This is a genomic window from Lysinibacillus sphaericus (assembly GCF_000600105.1).
In the GTDB taxonomy this organism is placed as follows: Bacteria; Bacillota; Bacilli; order Bacillales_A; family Planococcaceae; genus Lysinibacillus; species Lysinibacillus sphaericus.
The window spans coordinates 3,360,292-3,381,981 of record NZ_CP006837.1; the positions used below are offsets into that span (position 1 = coordinate 3,360,292).

Here is a 21,690-nt window from a genome sequence, read left to right on the forward strand (position 1 = left end):
TTATAGCTATATTCTCATTTATTCAAAATTATACCCATAGTGTTTTTGTAACTTCTCATATGCTTCTACATATAAACCTAGAAACATTAATTTCTTATTTTTAATCCATTCAGAATCATCTATATTAATTTCAACTCTTTTTTGCTTTCCACCAAACTCATTTGTTAATTTAATGTTTTCTTTTTGTGCTTCATCTTGTCTATCAGTAGCCAATTTAACAATATATTTCTCTCTTGCTTCATGAAACTGTTCACGATTTTTCAGATAATATTGCAGTTCATTGTTACTGTATAAGTCTATCGCTCCTCGATTCTGCTTTTTCTCTAACCATTTTTTTATCGGATTATCTCCTGCCTGTAAATATAATGAGTGTGCTTCAAACGTTCTTAATAGTTTTAGTTGAATACCCGTTTCGTCAACAATCTTATAAAGTAATGTATCGTGTTCTTCCCAATATTTAATAACGTCCTTTTTATTGCGATAACGGTAAATATCTCTTAAGGTTAGGTGTTTATACTTTTGCTTATTGTGTAAGCCTCTTCTCATTTTCGCAACTTCTTCAATTACAAATGGTGATAATTCAATTAATATCTCTTGTTCATCTAATATTGTTTTCATTCTTCCACTAAACTTATCGTATTTATCAATTGGTTCAGTTACAGAAATTATCCCCATTGTATGTTTGTTATGTACTATAAGTTTTGCAACCTCCAATTTCTGTATACACCCCATAAAATGTTGAGTTAATCTATTTATTTCTCGGTCAACATAATCATAAACAATACTTTCTGTACTACTTTCAATAATATTATCTACTTTCAATTTTGCAATTTGATTATTTAATACGCTTTGACTAAATTTACTTCTACTTGCATCAAAAAAGTCTTCGGTAATAATTCCCATATCTTTTAGTAAGTTGTTTGTTGTTTTTGGTTAAATGACACTTGTACGAATCAAATACTCTAAAATCATTATTGGCAAACCTTCTTCATAATTCTGTGGAAGTTGTCCCTCACCATTAAATTTTCTTTTATCGTTTCGCTCTATCAGATACTCTCTCTTTTCACCCACAAAATATTTTGTCCTTTTACCACCTTTGCCATCAACTTTGAATTGCTCGAAAATTTGGTCTAAGTCCCTGATAAAACGATTAAACATATTTTGCATTAATCTCCCGTTTTTATTAAGATGCTCTTTAAGCACTTCATCACCTACAAGCTCTACAATTTCTTTCTGGCTAAATTCTGTTAACATAGTCTTTTCTCCTTTTAATTTTAATTTTTGATACAAAATCGAGTTATTATAAAAAATCATATATAAGGCGATTATGTATCATTTTAATGTTCGTTCAAACAGTTGTTATGTACTTTTTATCACCACCCTTTAACAAGCAAAAACAGCTTGTTAAAGCCTCGCCGAAAAAGTACCAAAACGGCGTAATTGAAATTGATGTTTGGTGTTTGATGTTTGATGTTTGGTGTTTGGTGTTTGGTGTTTGGTGTTTGATGTTTGATGTTTGATGTTTGATGTTTGGTGTTTGGTGTTTGGTGTTTGGTGTTTGGTGTTTGGTGTTTTTAGCATGTAATCAATATCTTAATTACTATATTAGTATACCACGTTTTTGTACTTTATTCCAGTTTAGTATGCTACATACATTTTAAATCAAGTGTAAATATCTTAATATAAACTAATAAAAAACTCCTTTATTTAAGGAGTTTTTTCAATGACCTTTACCACTCAATCTTTTTAAAAAGAATTTTTCTCTTCTTTGATAAAATCACAATTTTATTAACTATTTATCTAATAAAATTATCCAAATTAAAGAAGCATCAAAGACATAGAATTAGACTTTGACGCTCCAAAAACAATAACTGTGTACTTACTTGTGGTATGGTTAACTATAATAATTGTGTCATCTGTTTAAAATAGTAGTCATCTTCATAAATAAGTAATTCCCTATCAGTTTTCTAATTTTTTTATTGTTACATTTCCATTAACAGTAAAGCTTATTTCTTTTTTATCTTCGATACAACACAAAGTAACTTGAAAGAAATCATACTTATTATAGTATTTAATAAACTCATAAAACCCTTTCTTATTATATTCCCGATCAGTGTATCCATATATTGCAAATTCTTTAAAATTCAATTCTATATATACTCTATCTTTTTCTTCTTCAATTAGTAACTTCGTACTATTTGAAAATTCGAAATAATTATCTTGACCATTAGATTTTGGAAAATTAATTAGTTCAAGATTATTTTCTAACTCTTTCATTATATAATTGAATGTTTTCTTTTTTGCAAATACTTTTCCAACTAAAGGTATTACCCAGTCTTCGATGTTATTACTTAATATCCCTATATGAATAAAGTCCTTTTTATTAGGTAGTTTAACAGGAATTTCGGTTCCATCACTAAATACCAATTTTATTTCTTCTTTATTAGTTGGTGTAACCGCAAAGCAAATTGTTTTATTCCACCCTATATTAACTATTAGAATACCTTTTTCTTTGTTTAATATTTTTTTTTGATGTATAACGCACCATTCACTAATATAAATTATACCTTTTTCTAACCTATTTATAGAAATTAACGCTAGTCCCATTCCTAGTAAGCTTTTATTATTTTTACTATCATAATCTAGACTTTTATTAAAATATTCTATTGCATTCTCATATTTGTCTTGATTGAAATAGTTTTCTCCTAATAATGCTAAAGCATCGGCATTTTCAGGATTTATCTCTATTACCTTTTGTAAATTATATTCAGCTTTATTGAAATTTAAAATAGATGAATAGATTTTCCCAAGATATAAGTAAGCTGTTTCATTATTCACATTAAGTTTTATTGATTTTTCTAAGTATTTTATCGAATCATTGAAATTATTTAATAAAAATTCTAACAACCCATATTCATTATATGCATCTGTTGATTCGCAGATTGAAAGGGAGGCTTGTATTGATGCTTTTGCTTCCTCATAATCTTTTAACCTTATTAATGAAGAACCTTTTATCAAATGAGTAACACTATTATTAGAATTAATACTTATTGATTTGTTACAGAATTTCAATGCTTTTTTATAATCCCCTACGCAATAACTTAATCCTGCACAGCTATTATATGAATCTTCATCCTTTAACAAATCTGCTAAATTAGTAGATAACTTTAAAGCTTTTTTATAGTTTTTACTATTAATATATTCTTTAATCATTTCATTCGATTTATTAAATGACTTAATTAAATTTTTATGCTTAATTATATCAACCGAATGTTTGTCCAATATAAGGTCTTTGTAATCTTTTATTTTTTCCCCTATGCGAATAATCTGTCCATATATTTCATTTACCGCTTCGCTATTTAAAAACTTACTAAATCTATATGTAATATTATCCTGAGAGTTAATATTCCCAATTTTATTTATTGCATACTTCTCTATTTCATTAACCCATTCCCATATAATTTGGTCTTCATCTTCTAAATATATTAAAAATAAAGAAGCAGGTTGATTTGATAAATAATTGATAGTTTTAGTCTTTACTGGGAAACTGTATGTACCATCTTTATTTTTAATATTTTCACTATTAATCTTATCTTTAATTTGAACTTGCGATATAAAATTACTTGCATACTTTTTATTATTACCAACAATTTTAACTTCTATATTTAAATCTACACCATAATCATTTTCCCTTATATCTCTAATAATAAAATTTTTATTTTTTAAAATGTTCTTTAAAGCTAAAATACTATTTTCTTCTTGTTCATGTTCGTCAGCAGATTCTGGAAGATTATAACGCATTACATTTCACCAACCTTATAAAAATTTAATTGTATGTATTATTCCCCTAAGAATACTTTACCCATTTATACCAATAATTTCAAGGTTAGTCGGTTCGATTTCAATATAAAATTAAGCAGTGAATGTATTCCCTTTACATATAGAAAAGGCAACGATTACGTTATTCTCTCACTAAAAAAGATACCAACCTTGTTTGGTTGTGCCTACACAAGTTCTTTTCTTATTTTTCGCTCCAATTAGCTCTTTATTCAAAGTAGCTTTTGAAACGCTTGTCATTTCCTCTATCCCTTTTACTGTTTACTTTTTTGTATAGAGCTTTAGAGCCTTCATCTAATTTCTTCTTATCCTTTTGTGTTTGCCTCCACTTATCTGCTGTAATAATGTTGATAAACTTCAAAGGAGTGTGAGGATAGTAGTGCTGTTAGGTATAATATGTATTCTTATAATCTAATCGGTCAAAAATACCCCCCGTACCATTCTCACGTAGAAAGCATCTCTATTAACATTATTTTAAGTAAAATCACACGTAGCTTATTTTTAATCCGATTGCATGGATAACAGACTCTTTTCACTAATTGAACCCTTTTTTAATAGTTCATCTCACTTATAGCAAAGTTAAAAGCCGACTCATCAAATTTTTGATGAATCGACTTTCTTAATTCTCTCAGTTACCATACTGACTATTATCTTTATTTATTTTTGATTTCGTCTATTAGATCTTCTGTAATAACGTCCTTAATACTATCCTTTTGGTTGGTCTGTTCATTGAAATAATTATTCAATAACTCTACATACTCTGCACTTAATTTTTTAGTTTCAACAATACCAGAAGCCTCAGTTTGTTCAATATCTAGCATAATTAGTTGAATTTTTTCATCTTCATTCAACATATTCCAATCCTCACCATCTACAATTTCTTTTTCTCCTTTCCAGTAATGAATCCCATCTTTCTCGGACTTAGTTATTGAAATTTTATCTGATATATTTGCGTCTACAGAATTACCAATATATTCTTGCTTATAGGTTTCGCCAAGCAATTCAAATTTTTTTAAAGCTTGATTATAAGTTTCAAGACCTTTAAAGAATATATCTATAAACGTATCTACATCTTGATTTTGCGATTCAAAAAAACTATTAAATGTTGTATAAGCTTTACTCAAATATTGAGAGCCTTCTTCTAAATATGAATATGAATTTTTATATTTTTCTAATTCAGAGTAGTCTTGCATATTTTCTAAAAAGGATAATGTAGTTTCTAAATTTGTAATAAGTAATGGATAGTCACGTTCTGATAAACTTCCACCCGTAGATATTGCGGAAACAATAGTTTGTATAGAAGATTGAACTAAATTTAAATGGTCGCCAAGGTCTTCCATATCTAGTTCAAAGCCTTTCTCTAACTTTTCCTGATACTCTATATCCTTATCAGCAGTTGAAACTTCTTTTACTTCTTCCTCTTTTAAAGCTTCCGCCTCTACATTTATTTCTTTTTCTTCGCTTTTTTCATCCATTTTAGCAGAACACCCCATCAGGATTATGCACAACGAAAACACAAAACATTTTTTTAGCATCCCTAATGCTCCTTTTTCTTATAGTAATTTCCATATCTAATAAATGATATTAGTAGTATATATTTTAATCTAATTGATATCAATAGTATATAGAACGAATTATACATTCCAACTAGGGTTGTTTATAGGGGGTGTAAACTTAATGGATAGTTTAATCAGTTCAATAGGATTACAAATTCGTATATTAAGAAAAAGTAAAAATTTGAGTCAAGAAGAGCTTGCATTTAAAGCAGGGGTACACCCAACATATATAGGACAAGTTGAACGTGGAGAAAAAAACTTAACTATTTCTAGTCTCCATCAAATTACTATCGCTTTAGAAATTAGTCTTGATGATTTCTTCTCAGTTATCGAACCTAATCACGATTCTAAAGAAAATTTACCATATCAACTTATCATAGAACTATTACAGGATGTAAATATAAACGAGCAAAAACAGTTATACGAGATAATAAAACAAATTGTTAATTGGAAGAAATCTTAAAGAAGCCCTCGTTATTAGGGCTTCTTTTTAATGGGCTTATCTATAATCATGTACTCAATAACATTAAGTTATAAGTACTCCCTTAAACTTACAGCTACTTCCTCCACATCTAAATCTAAATACTGCGTTGTTACCGCTAAATCAGAATGTCCAAGGGCTTTACTGATTAGAGCTATGCTTGCTCCCTTATCATGCAAGTTCTTAGCATAGGCTCTGCGAATTGCATGTGCATTGATATTTTCTAATTTGAACCGCTTCGCATATTTGGTCAATTGCTTCGAGATAGCATTATTGGTTGATTTGGTATTTAGGGAAGTTCCTTTACAAGAAATGAAGATATCTGCATTCGATGTCTTATAATGCGCTCTGATTTTACGATTCTGTTTTATCAGAACCTTATATAGATTAATTAATTGGTCATCAATAGGTAATTTAAGCACTTGATGGTTCTTTAATATCGAGCCATCTAGAACAAGTAGTTTACTGTTAAAGTCAATATGTCGTTCCTCTAACTGTCCCAAAGTGTTAATTCTTATCCCCGTCTTATACAAAGTCATAATCGCTGTAGCATCTCTAAGCCCTGTAAATGTACTCATATCAATCAATGATAGTAAAACTTGAATGTCGCTTGGTTTTGCTCCCTTTTTGACCTTCTTATCAACCTTTACATTAATGGATTGCCAAAACTTCACATGATACCAACCATTGTTAAAACATTTGCTTAGAAATGATTTTAGAGCTTTTAAACGTGTTAGCTTCGTCTGATTTGATACATCCATTGAATCCAACCATAAATAGATTGTCTCTGTTTTTATTTCGTCCAAATACCTGATATTCGTGCATTTTAAGAACCCGAAAACAATCGTTCCATAATCTTTCATGGTACGTGTTCTATATCCACTAGTTAGCATTTGTTGAAGAACTATCCTAAGTGCATCCTCTACACACTTAGAATGAATTACATTTTCCTTAGTCTGTTTTGATATGATTTCGATTTCCTCAATACCAAAATCAACGTCAAACAACCCCGATTTCTTTGTCATAATAAAAAAAACCCTCCATTTCAATTGAATTGGAAGATAATTTCAAGTCGATATAAACGTAAATTTATAGGGTACAAAAAAGGGATTCTGCACCAATGACCGAAGCCCTGACCGAATCCCTAGTTTCTCACAAATCCAATCGTATCAATGGTTTGTGACTAATTTATTGACGTCCCAGGAGGGATTCGAACCCCCGACCGACGGCTTAGAAGGCCGTTGCTCTATCCTGCTGAGCTACTGAGACATGGTGTGTGTGTTCCTAAAAACCTCTTAGGAAAGACAATATTTATTATATGTCCTTTATTACATAATGTCAACATGAATTTTACTATGGAGGCAAGGTTTGCCTTGAAAATATTATATACCTATTTATTGTATGATGCTATAGCTTTCTTTATGTTATTTCACTGCATTACATTGTCTTATTTTTTGTTAAAATAATAAGCAAAAATGGAGGTATGTGTATGTTTGAAAAGTCGGTGGTTGTGGTGACTGGTGGTGCGCAAGGAATTGGAGAAGGGATTGTGCGTGCATATGCACAGCGTGGGTCCAAGGTTGTAATTGCAGATGTGAATGTAGAGCTGGGGCATCAATTAGCGCAAGAGTGTAATGAACAAGGGTATTCGGCATTGTTTGTGGAGGCGGATGTGTCAAAGGAACAAGATATTGTTGCGTTAATGCAGCAAACGGTCCAACATTTTGGGACGATTACGATTTTAATTAATAATGCGGGTAAGTTTGAGCATGTGTCACCTTATGATATTACGGTTGCGCAGTGGCATAATCTTTTACAAACGAATTTAACGAGTGTTTTATTCTGTTCTAGAGAAGCGGCTAAAATCATGCGGACAAATGAGCTTGGAGGTTCGATTGTTTCTTTAGCCTCTACACGGGCTTTTATGTCTGAGCCTTATAGTGAAGCGTATGCCGCTTCCAAGGGCGGTATTGTAGCGTTAACGCATGCATTAGCCCGCTCTTTCGGTCCAGATAACATTACGGTCAATTGTATATCACCTGGTTGGATCGAAACCGGTGATTATGAACAGCTACGTGCTATCGATCATGAACAACATCTAGTAGGGCGTGTTGGTGTGCCGGAAGATATTGCACAAGCATGTCTGTACTTAACAAATCCTGCGAATCGATTTGTCACAGGGATTAATATTACGGTCGATGGAGGCATGACAAAGAAAATGATCTATGAGGAATAATGGACGCATCTGGATTCTTGCACATTCAAGGATCGTGTAGAGTATTCTACACTAGAATGAATTTTTTAAGGGAGTGAATGTGCATTGTTTCCATATTCAAACAGCTATTCCGGGAATTCTTTAAGCGCCATCTATACGGCTCCATCCAACCAGTATACAGCGCCTATTCGGCACTTTTTACAGCCGCAACAGGATCATCGCAGATGCATTAGTAAAGCAGAGGCTGATTTTATGGCGATGAATCGACTGTTGTGGATGGAGCATGTTAATTGGACGAGGATGACCATTATAAGTATTGTCTTTAATTTGCCGGATTTACCATTTGTGCAAGCACGTCTTTTACGTAATGCGACGGATTTAGGTAATTGTCTGCGCCCCTTTTACGGCGATCAAATAGCAGATCGCTATGCAGAGCTAATAAAAGAGCATTTACTTATTGCAGCGCAGCTTGTTACAGCGGCGAATAAAGGAGATGCGGCAACAGCAGCGGCTAAAGAACAAGAATGGTATCGTAATGCCGATGACATTGCCATATTTTTAAGTTCCATTAATCCATATTTAACTAAAGAAGCTGTGCAGCAAATGTTTTATCGCCATTTAGCTTTAACGAAAAAAGAAGCCGTGACGATGATTCAAAAAGACTATCAATCAGACGTGCAAGTGTTTGATGATATAGAGGCAGAGGCACTTGCCATGTCAGACATGATAGCAAATGCCATTGTCATGCAGTTTTGCTACCGCTTTTATTCATAATAAATAAAAAACCAGATTCATCGACAATCAGCATTTGTCCATCAATCTGGTTTTTCGTCTTGGAGAAAAAGCTATGATTGCTCCGTATCGGGTTGTTGTTGCTCCACATAGCGGTAATATAAATTCCGTAATTCAGATTCTTTAAACTTGCCTAGATGTGTTTTTAATTGAGGATGCACTAAAATCCCTTTTGCGCGTAGCTCTTTGACAAACCAACCTTTTGAATATTGATGCACGTTGCACCGTCTCCTTTTCTGTTAGTCATCCATAGCGTATGCGCAAAGGTTTTATGCTGTTACCGCTATCCTTTGTTACGCCAAAATAAAAACAAAGGACAAAAAATAATCCTTTGTTTACAGTCCATTCAATTATGTGCCACAAAACGTTTGGTATGGACAGTTGGATGGTGCTGGTAGTGTGGCATATGCTTCTTGTTCCGCTAAATGCGCGTACGGCTGAGATAGCACCTGTAATAGCTTATCCATAACACGATAATCACCGCGTGTAACAGCCGCTTCTAACGCTTCCTCTACCCGATGGTTTCGCGGAATAACAGCAGGGTTGGTGTCTCGCATTAACTGCTGTGATTGTGCTTTGGATGGCTCTTGCCTTTGTCTTCTTGCTTGCCACTGTTCGTACCACTTTTTAAATTCCATACTATCAAAAAGCGCCGTTCCTTCACATCTTTGAAACGTTAGTGAACGGAATGTATTTGTATAATCTGCTTCATGCTTTTCCATTAACGTTAGAAGTTCATCTATTAGTGCGGCATCTTGCGGTTCTTCATTAAAGAGACCAAGCTTTGCGCGCATTCCTGCTAACCAGTTTGTATAGTACAACTGCGGATATTGCTCAATCACTTGCTGAGCTAGTGCTATAGCATCTTCTGGGTCGTCATGGATAAGTGGAAGGAGCGTTTCAGCAAAACGCGTAATATTCCATCCTCCAATAGGCGGCTGATTGGCATAAGCATAGCGTCCTTGTCGGTCGATGGAGCTAAAAACTGTTGCTGGATTATAACGATCCATAAAAGCACAAGGACCATAATCAATCGTTTCACCACTAATCGTCATATTATCTGTGTTCATTACACCATGAATAAAGCCGACTAGTTGCCATTTGGCAATAAGGGCTGCCTGTCTTTCCATAACTTCTTGAAGCAAGCTCAAATAGCGATTTTCCGTCTGTTCAATCATTGGGAAATGGCGTTGGATTGCATAATCAGCTAACTTCTGAAGCTCTTCATCGCTACCCCATTGTGCCGCATATTGAAATGTCCCTACACGTAAATGACTACTTGCAACACGCGTCAAAATCGCACCAGGTAGTTCTGTTTCACGATGTACTGGTTCTCCTGTTGTCACTACTGCCAAACTACGGGAAGTTGGGATACCTAACGCAAACATTGCTTCGCTAATAATATATTCACGTAGCATCGGGCCAAGTGCTGCACGGCCGTCACCTCCTCTAGAGTAAGGCGTTCGTCCTGAACCTTTGAGTCCGATGTCATAGCGCTCCCCAGAAGGTGTTATTTGTTCGCCTAGAAGAAGTGCTCTACCGTCCCCTAACATATTAAAATGTCCAAATTGATGTCCTGCATATGCCTGTGCAAGCGGCAATGACCCCTTTGGTATCTCGTTACCCGCAAGCACCTCAATCCCATCTTCTTGTTGAAGCGCACTATAATCTAATCCAAGGGACTTTGCCACTGCTTCATTTAAAATCGCCAACTTAGGTGCATGCACGCGATTTAATTGAAGATGGCTATAGAATGAATTTGGTAGACGAGCATAGCTATTATCAAAATTCCAACCAATATTATTTGCCTTATTCATTTGATCACCCTTGTTCTTTTCATTTAGTCTTTCTACTAACATGCAATTCATTCGTGGACGTATTTTCCAAAGCCTTTGTAATCCATAAATAGAAAAAACGCTTAAACTCTCTTTTATATAGAATCTTAAGCGTTTTTAATAAGTTTAGTTATGCGCGAACAAACGTATGCGTTGACAAACGATCATTGTTCTCTGTGAAGAAATCCACCTGATAATAGCTAGCTTGAATGTCTATAACTGCAAAGCTTTTTTCATTGCCACCTCTTGGCTTTAATAAACTTCCTGGATTGATAAATAAGATATCATCAATCATTTCGGCACCTAATAGATGAGAATGACCAAAGCACACAATATGTGCATCGACTTCCTTTGCGCGATACAATAATGCCAACATGGATGATTTAACATTAAATAAATGACCATGTGTGACAAAAAGAGCAGCATCTCCCACTTGCACAATTATTTCCTCTGGAAAGGCTTTATCAAGATCACAATTTCCCCGCACTTTTTTCATGCCATCTAATGCAGCATGGGAAAAAGGCAGTTCGCTATCACCACAATGAATCATCGTTTCGACATGCGGATAAAAGCCACGTACTTGGTCAATTACATGGCTATCTCCATGTGTATCACTCATGACCACTATTTGCATGGATATCACCTCTTACTTAATAAGGTTTGGCAATTGTTCCTTTAACTTGCGAATGGCATTTCCTCGGTGAGAAATAGCCCCTTTTTCTTCTGGTGTTAATTCAGCCATCATACGATTTAAACTTGGAACAAAAAAGACAGGGTCATAGCCAAAGCCATTAGTTCCACGTTTTTCATGTGCAATGACACCTTCGCACGTGCCGAACACTGTTGTTGTTTCAAAATCAGGTCCCGCAATAGCAATACAGCAGCAAAAGCGAGCTGTGCGCTTGTTATCTTCTATACCTTGTAAATTTTGCAATAGTTTTACCATATTTGCCTCATCATCATGATCACCAGCATAGCGTGCCGAATAAACACCTGGCTCCCCATTAAGCGCATCTACAGCTAAACCACTATCATCCGCAATAACAATCGTTGCAAGCTCTTTTGCTAAAGCCTCTGCTTTTAACACGGCATTTTCTTCAAATGTTGTGCCTGTTTCTTCAATTTCCATGTCCGGTGCGACATCAAACATCGTCACCACTTCATAACCGAGCGGCCCAAACAATGCTTCGAAATCTTTTGCTTTGCCTTTGTTTTTTGTAGCAATTACAACTTGTTTCATATTAGCAGTTTCCTCCTACTTTATGAGCTATTTCTCCAAGCGCTTGTTTTTGTAGTTCAATAAGCTCACGAATGCCCTTTTCGCCTAATGCAAGCAAGTTATTTAATTCCTCACGTGAAAAGGTCGCTTCTTCACCAGTCCCTTGTAATTCTACAAAACGGCCTGCTCCTGTCATGACGATATTCATATCTACCGCTGCATCTACATCTTCTACATAATTTAAGTCTAAAACGGCACCTTGCTCTTCAACAATGCCAACACTTGTAGCCGCTAAAAAATCAGTAACAGGGAATTTTTCTAGTTGTTTTTCTTCAGCAAGCTTGGCAATTGCCTGTGTCATTGCGACAAATGCCCCTGTAATCGAAGCAGTTCGTGTTCCGCCGTCTGCTTGAATCACATCACAGTCAATCCATACTGTACGTTCTCCCAACGCTTCTAAATCGACGATAGCACGTAATGCGCGACCAATCAGACGTTGAATTTCCATTGTACGTCCGTTCACTTTCCCGCGTGACGATTCACGTGGTGTTCGTTGTGCTGTGGCACGAGGTAACATTGAATACTCAGCTGTAATCCAACCTTTGCCCTGTCCGCGTAAAAAACCTGGTACTTTATCTTCAACCGTTGCTGTACAAATTACTTTCGTATTTCCAACTTGGATTAATACTGAGCCTTCTGGATGCAATAAATACTCGCTATCCATTTTCACAGGACGCAATGCATCTGCATCTCTACCATCAAATCTTGTCATCATTCATCGTGCCTCCTAAAATCTTTCGCGCCCTTATTTTATCATATTTTCCACTGATGCGACGATTTACTACATGCAATATATGATATTTATCATATCAATTGCATTACATTTTCATCTACAATGAAAAACCTTAAGCTGTTATAGTAATATAATAAAGAAAGAGGTGATGGTCATGTCTCAATCAACAATTGAGCATAGTAGTTATACCATAAAGGAAGAATTTTGGAATGCGCTAACACATGGAATCGGTGCATTTTTAACAGTTCCTGCTACCCTTCTATTAGTGCATAAAGCTCTAACAACCGGTACAAGCACCGAGCTTATTAGTTACATTATTTTTGGTTTTTCGATGTTTTGTTTATACATAGCATCGACCTTATATCATGCACTGCCCACACATAAAGTGCTTTTGAAAAAATTAGATCATAGCTCCATCTTCTTATTAATTGCAGGAACATATACACCTGTAGCGCTTATTGCCGTAGGTGGAAAATTAGGAATGAGCATATTTATCATCGAATGGGTTCTTGCCTTTATCGGCATCGTCTTAAAACAATTTTTCGTCCATCGTTTCAAAAAAATCTCGTTGATTGTGTACATTGGCATGGGTTGGCTGATTGTCTTTGCCTATAAACCATTGGTCGCTTATATCTCATTCAACGGGTTTATGACACTTTTACTCGGCGGTATTTTTTATACTGCTGGCACATTTTTTTACAAAAACAGAAAAATAAAGTACAACCACGCAATATGGCATGTCTTTGTGATGGCAGGAAGTGCAGCGATGTTCGTTGCGATTTATTTGTTTATGTAAAATTGTCTATTTCAATATAATGACGACTAAAAAAATCAGCCTAGCTCGTAAGCTAAGCTGATTTTATTTTAATGTAATACGGTGTATGTCAAGCGTACCTTGTTCTAACCAATTTTCTGCAATGGAACGGAAAATTGGCACAGAACCCGTTGCATAAAATTTATGTGCGGGCTTAGCATTTGTATCTGCTAAAGTACCATTATACGCAAGCATTTCCTCGACATCCTTTGCTGTTTCTTCCGCAGAAGATAGCACGAAAACATCTTCTCCGACGACAGCTTCAATTTGTTTTTGCAAAATCGGGTAATGCGTACATCCTAAAATGACCGTATCAAATTGTTCGTTTTTTAACGGTTTTAAGCCTTCTGCAATTAAATTATTTGCAAATTGTCCTTTATATTCGCCACTTTCAACTAGTGGTACGAACGTTGGACAAGCCAATGGAATAATGTGGGTAGACGTATTCAAAGACAATAAGGCTTCTTCATACGCCCCACTTTTAATTGTACCTTCTGTTGCAAGCACAACGACTTCATGTCGCTTCGTTTTCTTTACAGCTGCACGTGCGCCAGCATTAATAACGCCTAGTACCGGAAAAGGCATATTACGTTGTAAACTTTCGAGTGCTACTGCAGTCGCTGTATTACAAGCTATGACGAGCATCTTAATATTCATTTTTTCGAGTGCTTTGGCCATTTGCCAAGTAAAATTCCGTACTTCCTGTCGAGTTCGTGGACCATACGGACACCTTGCTGTATCACCGATATAATAAATCGTTTCGTTTGGCAATCGTTTTATTATTTCCTTTGCTACGGTTAGACCGCCTACTCCTGAATCAATAACGCCTATCGGGGCATTCATACTTTCCGCCTCAATCCTGTTTCATGTGTACATGTAGTTTTTGTAAATAGCTCGATAATTGCGCGACTTCTTGTTCGGTAAATCCTACAAGCATTTCTTGCAAATATTGCTGTCTTTTTTCAATAACCTCTTGAATAATTCGTTCGCCTTTTTCGAGAAGATGAACGACAACGACCCGGCGATCATTTTCATCACGCACTCGCTTGACTAATTCATTTTTCTCCATACGATCCACTAAATCTGTTGTCGTACTAAAAGCTAAGTATAAACGGTTTGATAAATCGCCAATTGTAATATCACCGAGCTCTTCTAACCACTGTAATGCAACAAATTGTGGCGGCGTAATTGTATATTGTGAAACAATTTCTCTTCCTTTTTGCTTCACAATGGCCGCAATATAGCGTAGTTCCTTTTCAACCGTTGCAACGGTTTCAGGTGAGTGCTTTGTTACTTCATCCGACATATAACTATTCCACTCCTAAACATGCGTTGAATAGTTCTATTTTGTCGTTTTTTTCACGAAATAGCAAGTGTCCATTAGTCTAATTTGAATTCTTCTAAGCGTAACAGCTCAATTAACGCTTGAGATCGATTTGTTACACCTAGCTTTTGAATTGTATTGGAAATGTGATTTCGCACTGTTTTTTCACTAATACCAAGCTGCTCTGCAATATCCCTCGTTGTTTTTTCAGCTAATAAAAGCGCAAATATTTCACGTTCTCGGTTTGTTAAAAGAGAACGATGATGAGAGCCATTCATTTTCAGTCACACCCTCCTCCCCCGCACGTATTGTAACTTATGTTAAGGAGTGTTGAGCGGTGACGGCTATTTTCATGAATACACCGAGTTTCCACAAAAATTTCGGAAGTTCTTCTTTTTCGCGCGACAAATGACATAAAAAATGGAATTCTTGACGCCCTAGCTTCTTTTTTCGAGCATGCTCGGGAAAATCTGCGTTACCTGCCACAAGAAATTCCACGCCGACCTCCATCCATGCCTATATGCCATTCTGCCTCACTTAAAAGGATGAAGCACTCAATGAATAGCAAATTACATAATCGCTAACTGTGCTAATTGCGCCTTTTCTTCTTGTGATATCGGCACGCTTTTACCTGTTCGTGGATCCATTTGTACTACTGTACCACGACCTGTAAAGCATACTTCATCCTTTTGATTTTTCGCTAAGTAATGGATATCCATTGATGAGTTACCTAATTTCGCTACTTTTGTATATATACGAAGTACATCATTAAAGAAAACTTGCTTTCGATAATCACATTGTAAATCTGCTACAATCGGAATCCCCTTTACCTTGTCGTCCAATGCAGAAGGCATTAATATGCCTAAATGATTAAAATAATCGATTCTAGCCTGTTCAAAATATGTAAAGCTAACGGTATTATTCATATGCCCATACATATCCGTTTCCGAAAAACGCACACGTACCTCAATATAAAATGAAAAATCCTCTGCCCATTTCTCAAAGTCTTCAATATAATTTGCTTTCATATCCCCAACCCCTTTGTGTGATTGCCTACTGTTAATCTATTCGTATTACCATCGTTAAAAAATGAATACAAATTCATTATAAAGGAAGAGAGGCAATTATGATAGAAAAATCATAAATTTTAGTGTTTTATTCACGATTTCACTCATCTTCTATCTAACAGTCTATAAAAAAACTCCCTTACACTATTGTGTAAGGGAGTAGCATTGTACAATTAGTCAACGTAATGGTCAGAACCGAAGAAGTTACGGAACATTTGCACTGTTGTTGCACGGTTTAAAGATGCGATAGATGTTGTTAAAGGAATACCTTTAGGACAAGCAGCTACACAGTTTTGAGAGTTACCACAGTTAGCAAGACCGCCGTCACCCATAATTGCATTTAAACGTTCGTCTTTAATCATTGCACCTGTTGGGTGAGTGTTAAATAGACGTACTTGTGATAATGGTGCTGGTCCAATGAATGAAGCTTTTTCAGACACGTTTGGACATGCTTCCATACATACACCACAAGTCATACATTTAGATAATTCATAAGCCCATTGACGTTTACCTTCTGGCATACGTGGACCTTCACCTAAATCATAAGTACCATCGATTGGTACCCATGCTTTCACTTTTTTCAGTGCGTTGAACATACGATCACGGTCAACTTGTAAGTCACGTACAACCGGGAAAGTTTTCATTGGTTCAAGGCGAACTGGTTCAGTCAATTGATCAATCAGTGTTGAACATGATTGACGTGGACGACCATTGATTACCATTGAACATGCGCCACAAACTTCTTCAAGACAGTTCATATCCCATGAAACTGGTGTAGTTTTTTCACCGTTTTCAGTCACTGGATTTTTTTGAATCTCCATTAACACAGAAATAACGTTCATACCATGACGGTAAGGAACTTCGAATTTCTGCCAGTAGCCTTGGCCACCTTGTGTATCTTGACGTAAAATTTCAACTTTTACCATTCTTCCAGTATTAGCTGCGATTTCCATAATTCTTAGTCTCCTTTCGCAGAGTAGTCACGTTTACGTGGTGGGATTAATGAAACGTCTACTTCTTGGTATGTGATAACTGGCTCGCCCGTAGCTGGGTCGAATTTCGCCATCGTTGTTTTTAAGAAGTTTTCATCATCACGTTGCGGGAAGTCTGGTTTATAGTGCGCACCACGAGATTCATTACGAAGTAAAGCACCTTTTGTCATTACTTTCGCTAGGTAAAGCATGTTTTTCAGCTGACGTGTAAAGTGAGCACCTTGGTTACTCCATTTTTGTGTATCGTTGATGTTAATGTTTTCCCAACGTTTTTGGAATTCACCAAGTTTTTTATATGTTTCTTCAAGTTGGTCGTTATAGCGTACAACTGTCATTGTAGCCGTCATTAACTCACCAAGCTCTTTGTGAAGAAGGTAAGCGTTTTCTGTGCCGTCCATTTTCATGATAGCATCCCATTTCGCTTGCTCTTCTTTAACACGTGCATCATAAATATCTTGCGATAAATCTTCAGCATGCTTTTTAAGATGTTTAACGTAATCTACTGCATTTGGACCAGCAACCATACCGCCATAAATTGCAGATAATAATGAGTTAGCACCAAGACGGTTTGCACCATGTTGAGAGTAATCGCATTCACCCGCTGCGAATAGACCAGGAATTTCAGTCATTTGGTTGTAGTCAACCCATAATCCACCCATTGAGTAGTGAACTGCAGGGAAAATTTTCATTGGTAATTTACGTGGGTCATCACCTACGAATTTTTCGTAGATTTCAATGATACCACCAAGTTTTACATCTAATTCATGTGGATCTTTATGAGAAAGATCTAGGTACACCATGTTTTCGCCGTTGATACCAAGTTTTTGGTTTACACAAACGTCGAAAATTTCACGTGTTGCGATATCACGTGGTACTAAGTTACCATATGCAGGGTATTTTTCTTCTAAGAAGTACCAAGGTTTACCGTCTTTATATGTCCAAATACGGCCACCTTCACCACGAGCAGATTCTGACATTAGACGGTTTTTGTCGTCCCCAGGAATCGCTGTTGGGTGGATTTGAATGAACTCACCATTCGCGTATGAAGCACCTTGTTGGTATACGATAGAAGCAGCAGAACCTGTGTTAATAACAGAGTTTGTTGTTTTACCGAAGATAATACCAGGGCCACCAGTCGCCATAATAACAGCGTCTGCACGGAATGATTGAATTTCTTCTGTACGCATATTTTGTGCGACGATACCGCGGCAAACGCCGTCATCATCGATAACAACACCAAGGAATTCCCAGTGTTCATATTTGTTAACTAAACCAGCTACTTCGTGAGAACGAACTTGCTCGTCCAACGCGTATAGTAATTGCTGACCAGTTGTAGCACCTGAGAATGCTGTACGGTGCATTAACGTACCACCGAAACGGCGGAAATCAAGTAAACCTTCTGGTGTACGGTTGAACATTACACCCATACGGTCCATTAAGTGAATAATACCAGGGGCAGCATCACACATACCTTTAACTGGTGGTTGGTTCGCTAAGAAATCCCCACCATATACTGTATCATCAAAGTGAATCCAAGGAGAATCCCCTTCACCTTTTGTATTTACGGCACCATTAATTCCGCCTTGCGCACATACAGAGTGTGAGCGTTTTACAGGAACTAATGAGAATAAATCAACTTCAGTACCAACTTCAGCTGCTTTAATCGTTGCCATCAGACCAGCTAAACCGCCGCCGACAACAATTATTTTGCTTTTCGCCATGATTATTTCTCACTCCTCTTAAAAAATTGCAATGATTGCATGTACTCTTATAGTAGCTTCTATTGAATTATACGAAAGCTAAAATAGCAGCCACACCAACTACACTTAGAATTACGAAAAGAACGTTTGTTACATAAGTAGCAATCTTTTGAGACTGTGGTGATTGTGTAATACCCCAGCTTACTAAGAATGACCACAAACCATTTGTTAAGTGGAAAGTTGCTGATAAAATACCAACAATGTAGAATCCAAGCATAAATGGATTTGCAACGATATTTGCCATCATGTCGTAATCAACGTGTGTACCAAGCGCTTTTTGAATACGAGTTTGGAAAATATGCCATGCAATGAAAATTACTAAAAATACACCTGTGAAGCGTTGTAATGAGAACATCCAGTTACGGTATGTGCTGAAACGCCCTGTATTTGGTGTAGCTGTGAATGCAATGAACACACCATAAAATGCGTGGAACATTAATGGAATGTAGATGACAATCCACTCAACTAGGATAAGAAATGGAATTTTTTCCATTACTGCGGTAGCATCATTGTAACTTTCTGCTCCGCCTGTTGCTGTAAAGTTAATGAATAGGTGCATCGTTAAAAACAGACCTACTGGAATGATCCCAAGTAGAGAATGTAAGCGACGCCATAAAAACTCTCGATCTTTCGACAAGACTGTTACCCCCCTTAGTACTTAAAATAGCACAACAAAAGAAGTCATCATTTTGTAAATGATACTCCATTGACTGTGTATTTCATCATGGTACAATATTATGACATGTTTATTGTACTCTCAAGAGCTACGAGCGTCAAGGTAACATAGAGTTTTTGCTAGACCTTATTAAAGAAGTATTCTAGTACATAACGTGTCGTTTCTTCTCGAAAAATCTATCATTACTTTATCGGTGCTAAATTATAAGAAAATTCTAAGAAAGAAGGATTTCTATGTTAAATAATCCATCTAATACTATCTCATCATTTGGATATGAGTTAATTCGTGATCATGTCCTATCTTCAATACTTGGTAAACATGAGGATGACGTACTATATTGGGCTGGCAAGGAGCTTGCGCGGAAGTTTCCTTGCAAAAGTCAAGATGAACTTATCGCATTTTTCGCAGATGCGTGCTGGGGTACTCTAGTATTGACAAAGGAGTCTAAAGATGGGCGCATTTTCCATTTAATGAATGAACCAACCCTTTTACAAATTCAAAATCGTAGCTTTAGACTTGAAGCAGGCTTTATTGCTGAACAAATTCAGCAAGTAAAAGGTTACTTGACTGAATGTTATGATGAGAAGCGTGAAAAACAACAGCTTGTCACGTTTACAGTCAAATGGGATGTTAAAGAACGTATTATGAATACAATAACAAATGAATAAACGTCTAAAGGATTCTTTTGTTAGAACAAACCTTATACGTGGGGACAAAAGGCAACAAGATGTTACTCTTGATGCCTTTTATCATTTTTATATAGCAGTTACTGTTTGTGAATTTCTTCTTCTAAATTAAACTCCTCATGTAATGCATTAGCAGCTCGAATCATTTCGTCTTGCGGCACAACAACAGAGACTTTAATTTCCGACGTACTCACCATTTTTACTGGAATATCCTCTCGACGTAAGCGATCAAACATTCTGGCAGCTACTCCAGGATTCGATGCCATCCCAGATCCAATAATCGACACTTTCGCTAAGCCGATTTCAAAATCGGCAAAGCTAAAACCAAGTGACAATTTACTATTTTCTAACACTCGTAAAGCTTCAGCAAATTCCTCTTTTAAAATGGTAAAGGATACAGATGGTTTCACACCTTCAATAATAGCTTGAACAATAATATCAACATTAATGCGGTTTTCTGCCAGTATCGCAAACATATCTGCTAACGATGCAGTTGAATATGTATCATAGCCAATTGTTAAACGAATAATATCTGCTTCGAAAGCAACACCACGTACAATTAAATTTTTCTCCATTTCAACTTCCTCCTTCAATAAAGTACCTACTGTATCCACTACACTTGAACGAATAATCACCGGGATTTGAAATTTTTTTGCTAACTCCACTGCACGTGGATGTAGAATATGTGATCCTAAATGCGAAAGTTCCAACATTTCATCATAGGAAATCGCCTGTAACTTTCTCGCTTTTTCAATATGACTTGGATCAGCTGTATAGACACCATCGACATTTGTATAAATCTCAACACGCTCTGCATCTAATGCTGCTGCAATGGCTACTGCTGTCGTTTCTGCTCCACCCTTTCCAAGTGTTGTAATATTGTTGGCAGTATTCATCCCTTGTTCCCCAGCAATAACAACAATTTGTCCTTGTGTCATATGCTCTTGCATGCGACGAACATCGATTTGATCAATACGTGCATTAAAATGTTTTGCATCTGTCTGCACACCAGCTTGCCAGCCAGTTAATGACACTGCATCATAACCGGCCTCTTGCAAAGCAATCGCAAATAGTGCACTTGATAGTTGCGAGCTCGTCGATAACAGTACATCCATCTCACGCTTAGAGGCATCATCTGATAATGCACGTACCATTTTCGTTAAGTCTTTAGCTGTACGGCCCATCGCTGCTGTCACTACTACTACATCATAGCCACGCTCTTTTTTTGCCATTGCAATTTTAGCGACCTCCTGAATCCGCTCTGTTGAGGCGATTGCAGGTCCACCAAATTTCAATACAATACTTGCCATTTTCATCATTCTCCTTTTTTAGATTCGTTTCTAGAACAGCAAAAAGGCAGCCATCACATAACGTGAAAGCTGCCTGCAACATGTACAATAAAATAGCTTGCGCATGTGTGATAGCTCTCCGAAACGTCAAGATTCGACAGTCCTACATCTGTTAAATGCAAAACCAGCAAAGTATCGGAACAACGATACTTCACTTCGGCAAGCTCCCCTTTCACACATCATCACTGGATTTGTCCATCCTTCGATGTGCTACTATTGAACCTTGCACCTCTATCATCACTTAAAATAGTGAAATGTAATTTTACCTTTTATGAAAATACTTCGTTATTATGC

At 36.3% G+C, this 21,690-nt stretch carries 24 protein-coding genes, 1 tRNA gene and 1 riboswitch; of the genes, 5 read left to right on the forward strand and 20 right to left on the reverse strand.

Annotated elements, in window-relative coordinates; all coding sequences use genetic code 11:
- Positions 1-18 precede the first annotated feature (18 nt).
- The 4 genes from T479_RS16240 to T479_RS16260 all read right to left on the reverse strand — a co-directional run bounded on the left by T479_RS16240 (position 19) and on the right by T479_RS16260 (position 5,312).
- Positions 19-903 carry a hypothetical protein gene (locus tag T479_RS16240; protein WP_025220255.1) on the reverse strand — a complete coding sequence of 295 codons (885 nt, stop codon included), beginning with the start codon at positions 901-903 and terminating at the stop codon, positions 19-21.
- A 30-nt stretch (positions 904-933) separates the two neighbouring features.
- A complete protein-coding gene (locus T479_RS16245; RefSeq protein WP_025220256.1) occupies positions 934-1,254 on the reverse strand; it encodes a hypothetical protein in 321 nt (106 codons plus the stop codon).
- A gap of 705 nt (positions 1,255-1,959) precedes the next feature.
- Positions 1,960-3,801: a DUF4365 domain-containing protein gene (locus T479_RS16255; RefSeq protein ID WP_025220257.1), complete on the reverse strand. Its 1,842-nt coding sequence runs from the start codon at positions 3,799-3,801 to the stop codon at positions 1,960-1,962.
- A gap of 689 nt (positions 3,802-4,490) precedes the next feature.
- Positions 4,491-5,312, reverse strand: a complete 822-nt coding sequence (locus T479_RS16260) for a hypothetical protein (protein ID WP_025220258.1) — start codon at positions 5,310-5,312, stop codon at positions 4,491-4,493.
- Between the two features lie 202 nt (positions 5,313-5,514).
- Here T479_RS16260 and T479_RS16265 point away from each other — a divergent pair, with 202 nt between their 5' ends.
- On the forward strand, positions 5,515-5,856 hold the full coding sequence (locus tag T479_RS16265; RefSeq protein ID WP_025220259.1) for a helix-turn-helix domain-containing protein: 342 nt from the start codon (positions 5,515-5,517) through the stop codon (positions 5,854-5,856).
- A 68-nt stretch (positions 5,857-5,924) separates the two neighbouring features.
- On the opposite strand, the gene T479_RS16270 is transcribed toward T479_RS16265, so the two are convergent.
- Both T479_RS16270 and T479_RS16275 read right to left on the reverse strand, forming a co-directional pair.
- A complete protein-coding gene (locus tag T479_RS16270) occupies positions 5,925-6,899 on the reverse strand; it encodes a tyrosine-type recombinase/integrase (protein WP_025220260.1) in 975 nt (324 codons plus the stop codon).
- A 170-nt stretch (positions 6,900-7,069) separates the two neighbouring features.
- Positions 7,070-7,143, reverse strand: a tRNA-Arg gene (locus tag T479_RS16275).
- Between the two features lie 220 nt (positions 7,144-7,363).
- Between T479_RS16275 and T479_RS16280 the strand changes: the two genes are divergently transcribed.
- On the forward strand, positions 7,364-8,110 hold the full coding sequence (locus T479_RS16280) for an SDR family NAD(P)-dependent oxidoreductase (protein WP_025220262.1): 747 nt from the start codon (positions 7,364-7,366) through the stop codon (positions 8,108-8,110).
- 84 nt (positions 8,111-8,194) lie between these two features.
- Positions 8,195-8,863: a hypothetical protein gene (locus T479_RS16285; RefSeq protein WP_025220263.1), complete on the forward strand. Its 669-nt coding sequence runs from the start codon at positions 8,195-8,197 to the stop codon at positions 8,861-8,863.
- Positions 8,864-8,934: 71 nt separating this feature from the next.
- Here T479_RS16285 and T479_RS23340 read toward each other — a convergent pair whose 3' ends face one another.
- The 5 genes from T479_RS23340 to rph form a co-directional block, all read right to left on the reverse strand.
- Complete coding sequence (locus tag T479_RS23340) at positions 8,935-9,099, reverse strand: DUF2639 domain-containing protein (protein WP_081769923.1); 165 nt, start codon at positions 9,097-9,099, stop codon at positions 8,935-8,937.
- A gap of 132 nt (positions 9,100-9,231) precedes the next feature.
- On the reverse strand, positions 9,232-10,698 hold the full coding sequence (locus T479_RS16290; protein ID WP_052599521.1) for a protein adenylyltransferase SelO: 1,467 nt from the start codon (positions 10,696-10,698) through the stop codon (positions 9,232-9,234).
- A 148-nt stretch (positions 10,699-10,846) separates the two neighbouring features.
- Entirely contained in the window at positions 10,847-11,350 is a 504-nt protein-coding gene (locus T479_RS16295) for a metallophosphoesterase (protein ID WP_025220265.1), read from the reverse strand.
- Between the two features lie 12 nt (positions 11,351-11,362).
- On the reverse strand, positions 11,363-11,956 hold the full coding sequence (locus T479_RS16300; RefSeq protein ID WP_024363265.1) for an XTP/dITP diphosphatase: 594 nt from the start codon (positions 11,954-11,956) through the stop codon (positions 11,363-11,365).
- A gap of 1 nt (position 11,957) precedes the next feature.
- Positions 11,958-12,707, reverse strand: coding sequence for a ribonuclease PH (rph, locus tag T479_RS16305; RefSeq protein WP_024363266.1), 750 nt, complete (start codon positions 12,705-12,707; stop codon positions 11,958-11,960).
- Between the two features lie 175 nt (positions 12,708-12,882).
- On the opposite strand from rph, the gene trhA reads away from it, so the two are divergent.
- Positions 12,883-13,524, forward strand: coding sequence for a PAQR family membrane homeostasis protein TrhA (gene trhA, locus T479_RS16310; protein WP_025220266.1), 642 nt, complete (start codon positions 12,883-12,885; stop codon positions 13,522-13,524).
- A 63-nt stretch (positions 13,525-13,587) separates the two neighbouring features.
- On the opposite strand, the gene racE is transcribed toward trhA, so the two are convergent.
- From racE to T479_RS16350, 8 genes are all read right to left on the reverse strand, one after another.
- Positions 13,588-14,385, reverse strand: coding sequence for a glutamate racemase (gene racE, locus T479_RS16315; protein ID WP_024363268.1), 798 nt, complete (start codon positions 14,383-14,385; stop codon positions 13,588-13,590).
- A gap of 10 nt (positions 14,386-14,395) precedes the next feature.
- Positions 14,396-14,848, reverse strand: a complete 453-nt coding sequence (locus T479_RS16320; RefSeq protein ID WP_025220267.1) for a MarR family winged helix-turn-helix transcriptional regulator — start codon at positions 14,846-14,848, stop codon at positions 14,396-14,398.
- A gap of 74 nt (positions 14,849-14,922) precedes the next feature.
- Positions 14,923-15,144, reverse strand: coding sequence for a helix-turn-helix domain-containing protein (locus T479_RS16325; RefSeq protein ID WP_004226437.1), 222 nt, complete (start codon positions 15,142-15,144; stop codon positions 14,923-14,925).
- 37 nt (positions 15,145-15,181) lie between these two features.
- A complete protein-coding gene (locus tag T479_RS16330) occupies positions 15,182-15,364 on the reverse strand; it encodes a hypothetical protein (protein WP_025220268.1) in 183 nt (60 codons plus the stop codon).
- Between the two features lie 71 nt (positions 15,365-15,435).
- Positions 15,436-15,894, reverse strand: coding sequence for an acyl-CoA thioesterase (locus T479_RS16335; protein WP_024363271.1), 459 nt, complete (start codon positions 15,892-15,894; stop codon positions 15,436-15,438).
- A gap of 212 nt (positions 15,895-16,106) precedes the next feature.
- A complete protein-coding gene (sdhB, locus tag T479_RS16340) occupies positions 16,107-16,886 on the reverse strand; it encodes a succinate dehydrogenase iron-sulfur subunit (protein ID WP_025220269.1) in 780 nt (259 codons plus the stop codon).
- 5 nt (positions 16,887-16,891) lie between these two features.
- Complete coding sequence (gene sdhA, locus T479_RS16345) at positions 16,892-18,646, reverse strand: succinate dehydrogenase flavoprotein subunit (RefSeq protein WP_024363273.1); 1,755 nt, start codon at positions 18,644-18,646, stop codon at positions 16,892-16,894.
- 67 nt (positions 18,647-18,713) lie between these two features.
- Positions 18,714-19,322: a succinate dehydrogenase cytochrome b558 subunit gene (locus T479_RS16350; protein WP_024363274.1), complete on the reverse strand. Its 609-nt coding sequence runs from the start codon at positions 19,320-19,322 to the stop codon at positions 18,714-18,716.
- 272 nt (positions 19,323-19,594) lie between these two features.
- On the opposite strand from T479_RS16350, the gene T479_RS16355 reads away from it, so the two are divergent.
- Positions 19,595-20,029, forward strand: coding sequence for a YslB family protein (locus T479_RS16355; RefSeq protein WP_024363275.1), 435 nt, complete (start codon positions 19,595-19,597; stop codon positions 20,027-20,029).
- Positions 20,030-20,127: 98 nt separating this feature from the next.
- Here T479_RS16355 and T479_RS16360 read toward each other — a convergent pair whose 3' ends face one another.
- The gene (locus T479_RS16360) at positions 20,128-21,357 is read right to left on the reverse strand and encodes an aspartate kinase (protein WP_024363276.1); all 1,230 of its coding nucleotides are present in this window, start codon (positions 21,355-21,357) and stop codon (positions 20,128-20,130) included.
- 103 nt (positions 21,358-21,460) lie between these two features.
- Positions 21,461-21,638, reverse strand: a riboswitch (Lysine riboswitch).
- Between the last annotated feature and the right edge of the window lie 52 nt (positions 21,639-21,690).

Bases quoted from the DNA above. Each gene is read 5' to 3' on its own strand.
- T479_RS16240 (WP_025220255.1), bottom strand. From the start codon at position 903: ATGGGAATTATTACCGAAGACTTTTTTGATGCAAGTAGAAGTAAATTT.
- T479_RS16245 (WP_025220256.1), bottom strand. From the start codon at position 1,254: ATGTTAACAGAATTTAGCCAGAAAGAAATTGTAGAGCTTGTAGGTGAT.
- T479_RS16255 (WP_025220257.1), bottom strand. From the start codon at position 3,801: ATGCGTTATAATCTTCCAGAATCTGCTGACGAACATGAACAAGAAGAA.
- T479_RS16260 (WP_025220258.1), bottom strand. From the start codon at position 5,312: ATGGATGAAAAAAGCGAAGAAAAAGAAATAAATGTAGAGGCGGAAGCT.
- T479_RS16265 (WP_025220259.1), top strand. From the start codon at position 5,515: ATGGATAGTTTAATCAGTTCAATAGGATTACAAATTCGTATATTAAGA.
- T479_RS16270 (WP_025220260.1), bottom strand. From the start codon at position 6,899: ATGACAAAGAAATCGGGGTTGTTTGACGTTGATTTTGGTATTGAGGAA.
- T479_RS16280 (WP_025220262.1), top strand. From the start codon at position 7,364: ATGTTTGAAAAGTCGGTGGTTGTGGTGACTGGTGGTGCGCAAGGAATT.
- T479_RS16290 (WP_052599521.1), bottom strand. From the start codon at position 10,698: ATGAATAAGGCAAATAATATTGGTTGGAATTTTGATAATAGCTATGCT.
- T479_RS16295 (WP_025220265.1), bottom strand. From the start codon at position 11,350: ATGCAAATAGTGGTCATGAGTGATACACATGGAGATAGCCATGTAATT.
- T479_RS16300 (WP_024363265.1), bottom strand. From the start codon at position 11,956: ATGAAACAAGTTGTAATTGCTACAAAAAACAAAGGCAAAGCAAAAGAT.
- rph (WP_024363266.1), bottom strand. From the start codon at position 12,707: ATGACAAGATTTGATGGTAGAGATGCAGATGCATTGCGTCCTGTGAAA.
- trhA (WP_025220266.1), top strand. From the start codon at position 12,883: ATGTCTCAATCAACAATTGAGCATAGTAGTTATACCATAAAGGAAGAA.
- racE (WP_024363268.1), bottom strand. From the start codon at position 14,385: ATGAATGCCCCGATAGGCGTTATTGATTCAGGAGTAGGCGGTCTAACC.
- T479_RS16320 (WP_025220267.1), bottom strand. From the start codon at position 14,848: ATGTCGGATGAAGTAACAAAGCACTCACCTGAAACCGTTGCAACGGTT.
- T479_RS16325 (WP_004226437.1), bottom strand. From the start codon at position 15,144: ATGAATGGCTCTCATCATCGTTCTCTTTTAACAAACCGAGAACGTGAA.
- T479_RS16335 (WP_024363271.1), bottom strand. From the start codon at position 15,894: ATGAAAGCAAATTATATTGAAGACTTTGAGAAATGGGCAGAGGATTTT.
- sdhB (WP_025220269.1), bottom strand. From the start codon at position 16,886: ATGGAAATCGCAGCTAATACTGGAAGAATGGTAAAAGTTGAAATTTTA.
- sdhA (WP_024363273.1), bottom strand. From the start codon at position 18,646: ATGGCGAAAAGCAAAATAATTGTTGTCGGCGGCGGTTTAGCTGGTCTG.
- T479_RS16355 (WP_024363275.1), top strand. From the start codon at position 19,595: ATGTTAAATAATCCATCTAATACTATCTCATCATTTGGATATGAGTTA.
- T479_RS16360 (WP_024363276.1), bottom strand. From the start codon at position 21,357: ATGGCAAGTATTGTATTGAAATTTGGTGGACCTGCAATCGCCTCAACA.